This window comes from Thioclava dalianensis (genome assembly GCF_000715505.1).
GTDB classification, from domain to species: Bacteria; Pseudomonadota; Alphaproteobacteria; order Rhodobacterales; family Rhodobacteraceae; genus Thioclava; species Thioclava dalianensis.
The window spans coordinates 1-14,266 of record NZ_JHEH01000054.1 but is presented as its reverse complement, the minus strand read 5'-3'; the positions used below and the strand labels follow the sequence as shown (position 1 = coordinate 14,266).

The window sequence follows — 14,266 nt, the reverse complement described above, 5'->3', positions numbered from 1 at the left end:
TGCGACCAGCATGTCATGCAACTCAGACAAAAGGAGAAGTGCGGTGGCCGCGAAGGAAACGGGGTGAACAGCTGATGGAGATTGCCGGGGGCGGTGTCTTTTCTGCCCTCTCACGCCGAGCCGCAGCCGGAAGGGTTCGCGCTTTGCCGGGCCTTGCCTAACGTGGCGCGATCGCTCGCATCCATGGCAAGCTGGTTGAGTGCGGTGCCATCTGGCTGAGCGATTTCAAGCAAACCGTGGAGACATCTGCACTGGGCGCGGTTCCTCCCGATTTCGAACGAACCCTCTACGGCAGCCCAATCATTTGCGATTTCTTGCATCGCGCGGATCACCGGCCCTTTGCCAGCTGTGGCAAATGTAATCCGTAGGTCGTCGAACAGCGTTTGCCGCCAATGATGGCAGAACAGCATGTCCGGCAATGCGAGGAGCAACGCTGACTGAGGCGCGGTCGACGAGACCATTGAGGCGACCCGCCCGCCCCAGCGACCGTAACCGAACGGCCGAGGTGAAACGTTGCCACGACCATGCGACGGCACGGCCAGCAGCACGTCGCAGGGAGAGGCGGCGGTTCAGCTCGGGGAGGGCGGCTGCGCGCAGCCGGCCGAGTAGGGCGCGGTCCTGGCCAAAGGGCAGGAGGGGCCAAGATCATGAAAACCTAAACTTTGCACATCAAAAAAACCTAAACACCGCTCAAGGCTCACGGCAGTCCGCGACAAAGATGTGATCGACATGAAAGCCGGTTTGGCGTGTTTCGTTTTTGCTCACCATGGGTATGCAACGAGGCCAGAAACTGAACCTTCTGGCGATCACAAAGACGCCGAAAGCAAGCAACGTGCCCCACATCACTCTGGACGCGAATTGGCCTTATCTTGAAGATCCATCAGACGAGCCATTAGGGCATCGAAAGCGATGGCGTCTGACTGAAGCAGCCCCGCTTCCTGCATTTTCTGGTAGTCTTGGACCAGCGCCTCCAGGGCCGCCCCCTCTGGGATCAGGCAAAGCGACCCTGAGACGGCATCGGCATAGCTAATCGTCGCACCCGCACGATCAGTTTCGCGGAAAAAGTGCTGTTTGTGCTTCGCGACATCTTGAGCAAGCGTCTTGTCCTCCAGCGCCCGTGCAGCGACACCCACAGCCTGCAGCCTATCAAGATCGTACCAGTGACGCGCATAACGGTCGCCGCCTCGAAACGCGCACCGCAAGCAGTAGGCATGGATGGCCGTCGCTTTCTCCCAAAACGTCCGCTCGGCCATCATCACACGAGGCGTGGCGACGGGCGTGAGCAACTCAGGTAGCGCCTGAGAGAGGTCACAAACCACTTCGTGACGCTGCGCCGGTTCGCCTGTCGACCTAGCACCAAATTCCAACAAGACCGAGGATCGAACATATCCACTGCCGCTGCGCACCGCGTCGTAGTCCAGATAGATCTTGTCACCTTCTACACGGATTTCTGCCGGGAGCGCCGCTGCCTTGACCTTGTCCGACAACATGGGGGCAACTTTTGAGCCGGCCCACTCACCCAAGCGATCCCGAACGGCTTCGGTCCATTTCTGAGCTTGCGAGCGGCTTGGCGGATATGGATCGTTGGGGTCCTTGATGAGATCCGGAATGATCTGCCTGATGTCATATGTCAGGTCGACATCCTCTGAAAACCGGTCGATCGCCTTGTAGACCTTGGAAAGCGACGTTCCACCCTTGAAAACCAGGTGTTCGCCGAGATCACTGTCGAACAAGGCGTCAAGCACCCAGACGACCCAGATGTCCTTTTCCAAGAGGTCTGCTGGCCGCCCCAGTTTTGAGGCGGCCACTTCCAGCGCGTCAATCTTGTCTTCGCGTGACAGGGAAAAGTAAGTTTGGCTTTCTGTCATTGCGATGGCGCGAGCGCGCTAAGTTCCTTGGCCATCCAGGTTGGCGCAGAGGCGCGAAGGCTCAGAAGCTCGCGCTGCTCCTCTTCGTTCAACGTCGCCTTGATACGCCTCAAAGCCTGAGCAGCTTCGGATTTGCCGAAATAGGCAAGCGCCCGAAAAGCGTGCCCGGCACGGCTGTTGGGCGCACGAAGCTGCCAGCTCGGCACATGTTTAAGCTCGACGCTTTGCGCTCCGAGCTTCAGATGACGGCTCGGCCCGGAGGTCCAATAAATCTGACGGGATGGGTTCTGCGTCGAAATGCCGAGCAGGTTCGCTGCCGACGCTCCGCTTTGCGACACGCGCTCACCTGTTGATTTCGCAATGTGCTCAACCACGGCCTGAACCGAGGGCGCCCGGCTGCCGAAGCGGGTTTTCACAGGCAAGGCAAACAATCCGCGTCTCACACGCAGAAGCTCCCCACGCCGAACCAAACGCGACAGCGCCTGGTCGACCGCGGCACGCTCTCCGAGGTGCAACAACTCCCGCGCCGACAGGGTCGCACCCTCCGGCAGCGCTTCAGCATAGGCCTTGATCGCTTGAGATGTGGTTTGCATGTTCGCCTCCTAGTGTCAGATATGTAGCTTGATTTCTGACAGTTTTCAAGCTGAAGCTTCCGCGGCTAGGCGAAATAAACGGCCCAAAACGGTCACTACTGAATGTTCAGCGTTGCTGTGCAGCTTCCTGAAAGGTCCCGTCGGCCGCAGCCATCACGACCTCGTCCTCGGCCATCCATTGGTTGGAGATCAGAAACCTGCGGATCGTATCGGGGGCTTCGGAATAGAGCACTAGCGCGAGGCTCTCTTCGGCGCGGGTGCAAGTGACATAGAGCAAGCGGCGGGTGCGCTCGATCGTGGTTTCCTCGCCATTGTCCGCCTTTTTTTGGGCGGTTGGGCCCAAGGGTTTCACACCAAACAGCGTCTCGTAAGAAGCAAGGCCCTTGAAGCGAGTATGGACGTCGTCGGCGATTACCATGACCCGGGGAAATTCGAGCCCTTTGACCCCCTGGTGGGTGCCAAAGGGGCTGCGATCTTCGACATAGGCGAGGTAGCGCGCCACTTGGGAAAACGGGGCATCAAGCGCCTGCGTCCAGGCCTCGGTGATGGTGGGTTCAGTGGGTGGTGTGTCCTCGGGCGTGGTCAGGTCCAGCTCGTCAAACAAGGGATCAAGCTCGGCAAGGATATCGGCCATGTCCTCGGCCGCCGGATTGTCGTCAGGCAAACAGGGTCGAAGCTGGTCAGGGATCGGGAACAACCGGTGCTCGGCCACGACTGCCAACACGTCGGCACAACTCGGATCCGGTTCGTCCTTAAATAGCGTCATCAGCGCCGCAACGCCCGCCCGTGCCGCGTCGAGGCCAGAAGCCTGGCCCCCGCGCCCCGTCCGGATACCTCTCTTATCGACCAGCGGTGAGCCGTCGCGCAGCACTGCCATCGCGGCAAAGGCATCCCCATTCCTTTGTGCCGTCACCAAAGGCAAGACCCGGTGGGTGAAAAGCCGCATCGCAGGTAAGGTGCCATCGCGAAACCCGTCCTTGAGCTTGTCGGGTTTGCTCAATGGCTCAAACAGTTCACTAAAACCAAGACGCGCGGCGGCCATGTGACGCTCGATCGTAAGTGTCTTGATCGCCTCCGCGTTCTGCCACGCGGGGTCTCCGGTGATGCGGGCCATGTCCGCACAAGCGAAGGCTTCAAAGGCTCCGCGATCCGTGCCCTCGCTTGGTGCAAGAAAGACGCGCACGGTGCCACCCGGTTTGTCTTCGCGCGCCCGCTGCTGGCGGCCATCATCGTCGCGCCGGATCGAATTCGCCAGGTCCACGATCCGCTTGCGGCTGCGGTGGTTCATCTGTTTGGCCGGTTGCGAAAAATCCCCCACTCGCTGGTCAAGATCGCGCAAACCATCGGTATAAATGCGCTGCATCGTGTCCCCGAGCAGCCCTAGGGCGATGCGGCCGCGATGGCGCGCCTCGAAGGTCAAGAGCGCCTCCATCAGCGGTTTCATCGTGTCCTGACTCTCATCGATCAGGATGAACGGATAGCGCGCCAGAACGATGTTCTGAAACGTCTCGCTTTCAGTCAGGAAATGCGCGGCGAGCGCAATGACTTCGGTATGTTGCAGCGCATCGCGGCCGAAATTGTCCCCCTCGGGCGCATAGGTGAAGGCGCGGATTTCAGCCAGGCGCTCCAGACGCTTCGTCTTGGAGGCCATCTTCTTCTCGCGTTTGTCATGGGCGTCGGTGCCCACACGGCCCTTCGCATGGGCTGCTTGGATCTCGGCAATTTCTGTCCGCAGGTTGCTCTCTAGCCAGCCCCGAATATCCGCCGTGCGCCCCTCGATGAGCGACCAAGCGAAGCTGTGGATGGTCTGTACCTGAAACACCGGATCGGCCTTGACGCGGCGTGTGATCTCATCTGCGGCGGCGTTGGTATAGGTGATGACGGCGATCTTGCGGCTGTGTTTGCGCAAGGTGGTCAGGGTCTGTGTGTCCAATCCCTCAAGTGCCTCCTTGAGAGATCGCGTCTTTCCAGATCCCGCCCCGGCAAAGAGAAAGAAGCTGCGCGGCTGACCAAGGGACAGGCACGCGCGAATCGTCGCGTCAGCGCCCGCGTCGCGGGTAGCGTCGGTCACGTCTGTCACGCCGCGCCCTCCACGCCCTTCAGCTGGCTCGCGAGCCAGGTAAGGCCGGTGTTGATATAGGGCGGCGCGCGCAACACTTTGATGTCTTTGATGTACAGAAGATCCAGTGCGAAGGCGGCCTTTTCCGGTCTTTTTGCCAACCTTTCAAAGAGCGCCTTGGCGAGGTCTTCAGGGGCCTGAGCCTCAGCGATGGATTTGGCAAAGGCACGGGTCATGAGGCAGGAGAACTCTGTTCCTGCGGCGTCCGTCACGGCTTTCGGGTTAGTCAGGACCAGAGCATCCTCGAAGGTGCTGGGCGTGACGCTCGTGGACACCGAACCAAGTGTCACTTTTTGCGGGGTTTGATAGCTGACGGCGATGGGGCGGTCAGGGGCCGTGTGACACAGAGCCGTGGGGGGAGAGCCTAACAGCTCATCGATCTCTGCCAGCTTGGGGAGCCAGGTCTTTAGCACGTGGTTGGCTGTGGTTTGAGCAGCCCCGCAGCAAGGCTGGACCGATTCTTTGACGACCTTCCCGCCTTTGTCGACCGCTGCCACCGCGTCGAGATCGGTGATGATCAGCGTCGGCACCTCCAGCGCCTCGATCAGAGGCCGCAGCCTATGCGCGTGACTGCCCCCCAGCTCTAAAAAGGATAGATAGGCTGCAGCCAAATCAGGGTAGTGATGTTGGATCAGATGCGGCAGCAGAATTCGCTCCGCAGCACCCTCGATCACGATGATGGCGTCGGCAAAGAATAGATCAAAATGTGTGCTCAGCAGATAGCGCGTCACGAAGCGATGGGTTTCATTGTCCGCACCAAAGAGCCCAGTCATATTCGCCACACTGGCCGTGGGCACAACTCCGTGACTTGGCAGCTCGCGCTTGAAGTAACGCAGCTCCTCAAACGCGGCGGCGTGTGCAATATGGCCCGAATGGGTGCTCACGACCAGCTGAGTGGTAAAGGCCGAGCCCTCCTGCTCCAGATCTTTATGGTTGCGCAGCACCTTGTGGGCCCTAGCCATAAAGACCTGCTGTACCTGAACATGCAGATGCGCCTCCGGTTCCTCGATTAGCACCAGTTGCAGAGGTTCGATACCCTTGTCGTCTGGGGTCACTAACTGCGATTTGAACTTGCCTACTTGCATCCAGTCATCCCGGAAACGCATTAGCTGAAACACCATGGAGATCAGGTTCTGGAAGCCGAGGCCATTGTAGCTTTCAGGCAACTTCACCCCGGAAGTGTCGCCCGAGATATCGTATTGCACCGCAGCCGGGTGATCGAGCCCGTCAACCGGTTTGATCTGCGTGGCTATGAAGAGTTTCGGATTGTTCAGCCCGCCGGGGTAGCCGAGACTTTCCAGTTCCTTGATAGCATCAGCGAAACCATCCTTGAGCCGGGCATTAAAGGTGGTTTCGGCATCATGGATTGCCTCGAGCGCTTTGACGTCGTTCGGCGTGGGGTCCTTTTCGGGGTCGATATGTTTACGGAAATAGGGCTGAATCTGGCTGGCAATCTTGCGGCTAGTTGCGTTCGTCGGTTCATCGTCGTCGCCATTACTGTCCCCTGCGTCTGCGAAACCGCGTTGCGCGTTGATCTCACGAATGTGGATGAGTCCAGCAAAGGGGTTCGAACCGATCCCCTCCGACAAGGCCGGCAGGGCATGCGGCTCAACCGGCCCTGTCGTGGTGAAGCTCATGGGATCCAGAAGATGGGCGTTAAGCTCGAATAGGTCCCTCAGGCGCTTGTCTAGAAATTCTCGAAAGTCACGTGGCCAAAGCGCGAACCCTTTGGCCGTTGCGCCGCCGGGTTGCAGCGTCTGAGCGGCCTCTCGTGCGGCCAGGTACTGCGCCTTGATGTCCGCCCCCTTCTTTGGCTCCAAGCGTAGGCGCACGCCCAGCAAGCCACCAGTCCAGGTCAGTGTTGGGATCAGGTGCGCGACATGGTGCAGCTCTGACGTGTCAGCATGGAGCCAGACGTCAATGAACGGAAGCTGGGCCAGGAGCGGGCTGAGATCCACCTCGACCTCCTGTGTCCAGGCTCCCGCGATCTGTTCAATTGCGGCCCAGTTTGAGGCTGTCACATCACGCGTGTCGATACCGCCGCGATCCTTAAGGAATTTGCGCAGCGCCTTCATGGCCGATGTCTTGCCGCTGTTGTTGGCCCCGACGAGCAGGGTCTGCTTGTCCGACATATCCAGACGGGCGCGCCGCAATTTGCGAAAATTGAAAACTTCAATGCGTGTAAGCTTCATAGTATTGGTGTCCCCCTCGCAGAGAATGCTGCGATAGTTTTTCTATATATACTCGTCCTGCGGGTGTGTAGCCGTACTCAACCGTCAGGGTTCTCCCAGTATTCACTGTCTGGCTATTTGCTTCGCAGATTCACAGGAGATGCTGTGGAAATCGCATGCTGGGTTATGGGCCTCTCATCGGCCGTGAGGCGGAACGCCGGAGGCCTTGCCGCCAATAAATGCAAGAGACTTCGGTCAGAATAAGTGAAACGATTATCGCTTTGTAATCGCGTGACTTTCTTGGCACGCAGATGAATCGTTGCACCGCAAATGAAACGATAAGCACAACGGCGGACTTCACTCTCAGGATCGGCAACGCGTTATCCGCAATCGATTTGTGGCGCTTCGCCCACGACACCCGCATCCACCAGCTGCTCCCGATCGGGAAGATCGCGAAGGCTCTCCAACCCGAAGGCAACAAGGAACTGCTCGGTGGTGACGAAGGTATAGGGGGCCCCTCGCCGGGGCGACCTTGGCCCAGTCCCGATCAGGTTGCGTGCATGCAGCCGCCCGATCAGATCGCGACTAATCTCCTTGCCGAAGATATCCTTGAGCCCGTCGCGCGTGATCGGCTGGTGATAGGCGATGGCGGCCAGAACCGCGACGTCGAATTCGCTCAGGTCCAGCAGTTGATCCCCGACATCTGCCGCCGCGCGGATCGCGGGGGCGTAGGTGGCACGCGTGCGGAACATCCAGCCGCCAGCAACCTGGGCGATCTCGAAGGCCCGCCCCTCCAGATCGGCCGCAAGGTCCTCGACCAGCAGATCCACCGAGGCCCCCTGCCCGACGACGCGGGCAAGGTCTTCACGCGGGACCGGCGCGGTCGAGGCAAACAGCACCGCCTCGATGCGGCGCATCCATTCCCGCCAGCGCAGCTCGGGCGGCAGGTCGGACAGCTCGCGATCCAGTTCGGGGTCAGGGCGATCGTTTGCCATCGCTACAGCCCGTAGAGCCGGAAGGTGTCGCGCCCGGTCAGCTCGCGCACGGCGCCGAGGTCAACCAGCCGGTCACATAGCCGCCGCGCGGCGCGATCCGGCAAAGGCAAGGCACTAGGCGCCACCGCGTCCTGCGTCAGGAATATTTCCACCGCCGCCCCTGCCCCCTTGGCCCGAAGCTTTGGTGCGACCGCTTTCAAATGCGCCGCCCGACGCGCGAGATCGGCAGCCTGCCGGACAGCCTCGGCCCCCGATGATACAAGGGCGCGATGGCAGGCGAGACGCAAGTCGTCGCCTTGCTTGCGCAGGTCAGCGCGTTTCAGGCCCGGGGCCAGCAGCGGCACGACACGATCCCAACCGAGGGCTTGGGCAAGGGCCGCATCCGCGAGGACCAGCGCCGCAACCTCCTCCCGCGGGGCGTCGACCAGAACGGCCTCCAGCACTGCCGCTGCTCGCGCTACCGGCCCGCCCTGCCCTGCATCAAGCCAAACTGCTATCCGCGCTGGATCGAGTTGCGGCAAGGCCCGGTGCAAGGTCCCGATCGACACCTGCCGCTCCGCCGCGCGTTGCCAAGACTGACAGACCGCGCCCGCCGGACCGGGCAGATCGCCCGGACGCAGCAGATGCACCGTATCGCGCAACTCCCCTGCCCGCTCGGGCCGACCGGCAAACGCGACACAAGCTTCGGCCGCGCGCAGCGCGAGGCGGTCCCGCAACAAGGCTTGGGGCACATCCGCGCGTCCCAACACAAGATGCAGGTGGGTCAGCGCTGCGCCCGACAAAAACGCAACATCTTCAAGGGTTTCAGCGCGTACAGAGGTGACCCAGGCGGGCATCCGGGGTAACGTGTCTGGGTCGGTGATGTGATCCGGTCGGGCAACTGTCATGACCAAAGCCTATATCACCACGGCGCTTTTCGCCACAAAAATTCATAGAAACCGCCCCGCCTTCCCGTATCGTATTATGTCCAATAAGTTTGCCTTATCGGACATGAAGTAATATGCTCTGCGATATGTCAGAAAACAACGAGAAATCGAGCTCATCCGCGCCAAACGGGTCTTCGGTCAACGAGGACAACGAGAGAGATCACCGTGACGGCGACGCTTTAAGCCTGCCGTCCTTTGTGGCCGGCTCTGGCACCCTTGATCGGCTGGTGGACACCGCGCGCGACTATGCCCGCGCCGCGGCCTCGGACAAGACGCTGAAGGCCTATGCGAAAGACTGGGCGCATTTCGCGCGATGGTGCCGGATGAAGGGCGCGGAGCCTCTGCCCCCGTCGCCCGAAATGATCGGGCTCTACCTTGCGGACCTGGCGTCCGGTTCGGGCCTCTCCCCTGCCCTTTCGGTATCGACAATCGAACGCCGCCTTTCCGGCCTCGGTTGGAACTACGCGCAGCGAGGGTTCACTCTCGATCGCAAGAACCGCCACATCGCCACCGTACTGGCCGGGATCAAACGCAAACACGCCCGTCCGCCGGTGCAGAAGGAAGCGATCCTGGCCGAGGACATCCTCGCGATGGTAGCCACCCTTGCTTTCGACCTGCGCGGGCTGCGGGATCGGGCCATCTTGCTCCTCGGCTATGCAGGTGGTCTGCGTCGGTCGGAAATCGTCAGCCTCGACGTACATAAGGACGACACACCGGATTCCGGCGGTTGGATCGAGATCTTCGACAAAGGCGCCCTGCTCACCCTCAATGCCAAGACCGGCTGGCGTGAGGTCGAGATCGGACGCGGCTCGAAGGATCAAACCTGCCCCGTGCATGCGCTCGAACAATGGCTGCACTTCGCCAAGATCGACTTCGGTCCAATCTTCGTCGGCACCTCGCGCGATGGCAAACGCGCATTGGAAACGAGACTGAACGACAAGCATGTCGCGCGCCTGATCAAGCGCACGGTTCTGGACGCCGGCATCCGGTCGGACCTGCCTGAGAAAGACCGCCTGGCGCTGTTCTCCGGCCATTCGTTGCGCGCCGGTCTCGCCAGCTCCGCCGAAGTCGACGAGCGCTACGTCCAGAAGCAGCTTGGCCACGCCTCGGCCGAGATGACCCGCCGCTATCAGCGGCGCCGCGACAGGTTCCGGGTAAACCTGACCAAAGCCGCCGGTCTCTGAGCCCCTGCCCTATCACGCCGCCTGCCCACTGAGCCTACCATAGAAGCTGCGCTCGAGATGCAGCTCCCCTGCCCCGGCTTTCTCTACCATGCCCCGCAGATAGCCGCCCGGCGAGGCAACCTCGCCCGCACTGTGCTTCTCGAAGACGAGGGCAAACGCGGCCGTGGCCACCTGGGTGCCCATTCGGTCCTGCGCCACGTTCCAGGCATGCTCAGAGATCCCGATCATCGGCCTGAGTTGACCGGCAACCCGGTGCAGATCGCCCCAATCCTTGAGGAATCCACCCAAATTCCGCGCCCAGGACGCGAATTCCGGACAGGCCTGCATGATTGTCGGCAGGTCGAGCGCTGTGCGCTTCTTGCGCACCTCGGCAACCCAGTCTTCCAGCTCCCTGTCAACCCGCTCTTCCGGTGGCGCATTGGGCACCACACCCGCAGCTTCCTCTTTTTCAGAGGAATTACTAGTTACAGGATCAAGTTGGTTTGTAATTAGTATATGAGGTTCAGAAATGACCTCCCTGGGGTTCATTTCTTGAGTCTTCTCCATGACTTGGGCATCTTTATCATCGGTGTTTTCCACAGGTTTCGCCGCGCCCGTCGCTTTGAGATAGGCCGCCTCAACCCGTTCCTGGAGTTCCTTGAACCATGTGAACAAGCGCACCAGCTGTTCGGACGCTTCGTGTCGGCGCGGTAGCCGGTCGAGAAGCTCTTCGAAAAGCCCCGTGAATTGCCTCCAGGGCCCGCGCAACGCGCTGCTGAGAGCTGCCTCGATCCGGGCTCGGATCATCCGGCGCGCCACAGTGATCTGGCGCTTCAGGCGCTGGCAGAGTTCGCGCTCGGCCTGCAAATCGGCATGCAGTTCCTCGAACTCCTCGACACGGGCTGAAAGCGGCGACAGATCGAAGCCATAGGCCTCGACGATCCGCCCCTCTGCGTCCCTGCGGCCCCACCGCTTGCCATTGGGGCTATCCTGGAAGGAGATCACGCCGATCTCAGCAAGGCGCCGCGCGTGGCGCTTGAGGGCAGACAGCGAAAAACCCGTTTGCTCCATCAGATAGGCGTTCGACGCCCAGACGATCGGACGCTGCCCCTCCTCCCAATCCTGGGCCTGAGTGAAGGCCCCCAGTGTATCGAGGAGCATCATGTCGCCGGCTTTCAGGCCGATATGTGCCCCCACGCGCTTGAGTGCCACGAAGGCCCGTGTTTTGGGTACTGCTACCCGTTCACCGGCTTGGGCAAGTTGCTCAGCAACCCCAAGACCCGGTGTCGGCTTGCGCCAACCTGTATGTTTCATGCCTGTATCTCACCTCCGGTTAGTTGGAGGCAAAAGAAAGCCGTTCGCTCAGGAGCGTTCGTCGTTGACAGTGATTCGTGGGAGAGGTATCTTCTAAGCGACCAAACTTTTCAGATTAGCTCTCAGGCCACACTGCTTGGGGGCTTTTCTTTTGCCTAGATCATTGTTCCGACTGCTCCTCTTTTGTCGCGAGGAAATCGCTGTAGAGCTGATCCAGTCGACCGGAGAGAAAGTCCCCGAACTCGGTTGAATCTTGCGCCGTTAGCGAAATACTGAATGCCTTACCGGACCGCCCGATGACGCCTTTGATGCGGCCTTTGCCGGCGGTCCAGGTGCGTTTTTTGGGCGCAGCGCGTGCTTTACGGCGCTTCGGCGCCCTGCCGGCTTCTGCCAGTTTGCTGTGCAAGAACTCGAAGCGAGCATCACTATCGAGATGCTGAAACCCGTCAAACTCCAAGGCTACTTTCAGGATCTTGTCATTCGCGGGCTCCAAAGCCAGCTTTTTGAAATCCTCCCAACGATCCCGTCCGATCTGCTTGGCTGGGCCAATCTGCTCGATAACGTCCCGCGGAACGTTCTGAGCCACCGAGAGCATGCGCGAAAGCAGTGTCCCATCAATGGTCAACGCGGCTTGGATCACATCCTTTGCCTGCCCCATATCCAAGAGATTCTTCGCGAACAGCGCCTTCTCGATGAACGAGAGATCTGCGCGTGCCGTATTTTCCTGCCCTTGAGCAAGAATGTGCGCCACATCGTCCATTGGTTTGACAACAGCGCGAACCTTACGGTTGAGCGCCGACGCAACTCGCACACGGCGATGCCCGAAGACGATCATATAGCGGCCGTCTAATTCCGGATGCGGGCGAAGCAATACTGGTGTGTCCTGGCGGCCGGCAGCGATCGATGCCTTCAGTTCATCGAACGCCTGATCGTCATCACTGAGGCGATCCGAGACAAAGGACACGTCGATCAATTGTGGATCGATCTCCACAATCGTTTCCCCTTCGAGGAGACGCTTCGAGTTCTCCGCGAGGCTGTCGATTGAAACTTTCATCGACTTCGAAGCACCGCGCATTGCGTAACCAGAGCGGCCAGAATCCTTGGGTTGCTCAGGGGAACCGCTCATGACGCTTTTCAGGAGGTCTTTCCGAGCCATCAAGCTAACTCCTTTGCTTTGCGATCCAGCCCACGCTCTGCGCTCATCCGATCAGTTGCAAGGCTGTCAAAATCGGAGATCTGCACGGCTGTCAAAATGTCGGTCATTCGCGCCCCCAGGCCTTGTGAATCAGCTCTGCGATCTCGTCGTTCACGTCGTTCAAAGAAGTGACAGCGCGATCATAGGTGGTCCGGACAAACTGCGACCGCTCGACTTCGTAGAGCGTCTGCTTCGTGATCCCTGCGTCGGATATCGCGGTCGATTTCAACACTGGAGCCGACAGCATCTGATTTGGAAACATTGCCTGGAGGAACCCGACCATCTGCTTTTGGGGGCCGTCCGTCGGTTCAAATCGCGTTACGAGGTAACGGAACCACTTCAGGCGCATGTTCGCTCCAGCGTCACGGATCGTCTTCATGATCCCGCCCAACATCAGAAGAAACTGGCTCATCGACATGACGTCCAGCATCTGAGGATGGACGGTCACAATCACCGAAGATGAGGCCGTCAGAGCGGTGAGCGTCAGGTAGCCCAACTGAGGGGGGCAGTCGATTACGACCACATCATAGCGCTCATCAACCTCGCCGAGCGCTTTGGATATCCGAGTGAAGAAGGTTCGGCCCTCATGGGGGTCGCTGCTCGTCAGTGCAACCGGGGTATCATATTCGTACTCTTGCAGTTCGAGGCTTGCCGGAACGATATCCAGATTTGGAAAGTTTGTCGGTCGGATTACTTCGGAGATGGGCTTGCGCTCGTCATCATACCGTAGTGTCTCATACAACGATGGCACGTTGTCGAGTTCAGGCTGAATACCGTGCAAAGCTGTCAGCGAAGCTTGAGGATCCAAGTCGATCGCAAGAACGCGATGCCCCTTCAGCGCCAAATGCTGAGCGAGATGAGCTGCGGTGGTGGTCTTTCCGCTGCCCCCTTTGAAGTTCACGACAGACACAACGTGCAACTCTTCGCCTGGCTGTCGGTAGGGCACATATCGACGCTTGCCGGGCCGACCATGTTTGTCCAGATAAGCTCTCAGCTCGAGCATCTGCTCCGCAGAGTAGCTACGCCTTCCGGATGACGACGTTTCAGGCTCGGGGCCTTTGCCCTCGAGGTGAAGCTTCTTGATGGTCGACTGGGTTACGCCAAGATAGTAGGCAACCTCCGCCAGCGAAAACTGACGTAGACCTTTCTGGGCATCTGGAGGATACTGTTCTTGCCGCAACATATTGAGACGGTCAGAAATCAACTCTCCCTGCTGAAGGATGATCTCGTCGAAGGGTTGATCCTTCGTATCAGCCTTGAATGACCTATCTCGCATCCGCCTGCCCTCTAAATATCGCTTTTTCAGCGATTTCGCTCTTTAAAGTGTCATCTACACGGAAAAATGAGTCTTAACAACGATTTTCACCCAGAGGTTCGAACCCACTCGATGCACCAGGCCGTTTAGATGCGGCGACAACCTGTAGCGATCACGGAACACCGCGACTCAATATATAGGGACAATAGCGACATCTTCGACGCAGATATTGGGTCATGTCTCGCGGCGATACCTCTGTAACCATCTGTTTTATTTTGAATTTATGCGACTGCACGGCTGTCAAAACACATGCAGATCTAGGACTCGAAACGCCCGACAGCACCTCGAAACCTAGGGTGCCAAAACGAACAGTATCGGCCGGGCCTTACAAACGGACTATGATCATTTGCTGCCGTTCCGCTCTTCAATCACGGCAGACCAACATATAACCAAGTCGTTTCGGGGGCCTAGAAGGCAGCGGAAATCGGCTGGGTTGCCCCAGCCGATTCTTTGCGTCACGCGGCGTCTTTCGGCCCCCAGGGGATGACGGCCTGCAGGGACAGATCGTCCTGGTTCGCGGCCTTGCCGAGGTTGGCGTTGAAGCCATGGTCGCGGATGGTCAGCGTGTAGTAGTCAGCGCCGGTCTCCTTGTTCTGCTTCTTCCAGA

Annotated in this window: 11 protein-coding genes; 1 reads left to right on the top strand and 10 read right to left on the bottom strand. The window is 59.5% G+C overall.

Annotated elements, in window-relative coordinates; genetic code table 11:
* Positions 1-110: 110 nt before the first annotated feature.
* From DL1_RS19680 to DL1_RS19650, 7 genes are all read right to left on the bottom strand, one after another.
* Entirely contained in the window at positions 111-461 is a 351-nt protein-coding gene (locus tag DL1_RS19680) for a hypothetical protein (RefSeq protein ID WP_038069789.1), read from the bottom strand.
* Between the two features lie 381 nt (positions 462-842).
* Complete coding sequence (locus tag DL1_RS19675; RefSeq protein WP_038069786.1) at positions 843-1,868, bottom strand: nucleotidyl transferase AbiEii/AbiGii toxin family protein; 1,026 nt, start codon at positions 1,866-1,868, stop codon at positions 843-845.
* The gene (locus DL1_RS19670; protein ID WP_038069784.1) at positions 1,865-2,461 is read right to left on the bottom strand and encodes a DUF6088 family protein; all 597 of its coding nucleotides are present in this window, start codon (positions 2,459-2,461) and stop codon (positions 1,865-1,867) included. Before DL1_RS19670 ends, DL1_RS19675 begins: the two co-directional genes overlap by 4 nt.
* A 106-nt stretch (positions 2,462-2,567) precedes the next feature.
* A complete protein-coding gene (locus DL1_RS19665) occupies positions 2,568-4,541 on the bottom strand; it encodes a UvrD-helicase domain-containing protein (protein WP_038069781.1) in 1,974 nt (657 codons plus the stop codon).
* Positions 4,538-6,772, bottom strand: coding sequence for an ATP-dependent nuclease (locus DL1_RS19660; protein WP_038069779.1), 2,235 nt, complete (start codon positions 6,770-6,772; stop codon positions 4,538-4,540). The genes DL1_RS19665 and DL1_RS19660 overlap by 4 nt, the downstream gene beginning before the upstream one ends.
* A 359-nt stretch (positions 6,773-7,131) precedes the next feature.
* Positions 7,132-7,746 (bottom strand): SMC-Scp complex subunit ScpB, encoded by a 615-nt coding sequence (scpB, locus tag DL1_RS19655; RefSeq protein ID WP_038069776.1) that lies wholly within the window; start codon positions 7,744-7,746, stop codon positions 7,132-7,134.
* A 2-nt stretch (positions 7,747-7,748) separates the two neighbouring features.
* A complete protein-coding gene (locus DL1_RS19650) occupies positions 7,749-8,633 on the bottom strand; it encodes a DUF1403 family protein (protein ID WP_038069773.1) in 885 nt (294 codons plus the stop codon).
* Between the two features lie 125 nt (positions 8,634-8,758).
* On the opposite strand from DL1_RS19650, the gene DL1_RS19645 reads away from it, so the two are divergent.
* Positions 8,759-9,856, top strand: a complete 1,098-nt coding sequence (locus DL1_RS19645) for a tyrosine-type recombinase/integrase (protein ID WP_038069793.1) — start codon at positions 8,759-8,761, stop codon at positions 9,854-9,856.
* A 12-nt stretch (positions 9,857-9,868) separates the two neighbouring features.
* Here the strand turns inward: DL1_RS19645 and repC are convergent, their stop codons facing one another.
* The 3 genes from repC to repA all read right to left on the bottom strand — a co-directional run bounded on the left by repC (position 9,869) and on the right by repA (position 13,620).
* Positions 9,869-11,149: a plasmid replication protein RepC gene (gene repC, locus DL1_RS19640; protein ID WP_074854998.1), complete on the bottom strand. Its 1,281-nt coding sequence runs from the start codon at positions 11,147-11,149 to the stop codon at positions 9,869-9,871.
* Positions 11,150-11,309: 160 nt separating this feature from the next.
* Positions 11,310-12,305, bottom strand: a complete 996-nt coding sequence (repB, locus tag DL1_RS19635; RefSeq protein ID WP_038069770.1) for a plasmid partitioning protein RepB — start codon at positions 12,303-12,305, stop codon at positions 11,310-11,312.
* A gap of 103 nt (positions 12,306-12,408) precedes the next feature.
* Positions 12,409-13,620: a plasmid partitioning protein RepA gene (repA, locus tag DL1_RS19630; RefSeq protein ID WP_038069768.1), complete on the bottom strand. Its 1,212-nt coding sequence runs from the start codon at positions 13,618-13,620 to the stop codon at positions 12,409-12,411.
* Positions 13,621-14,266 lie beyond the last annotated feature (646 nt).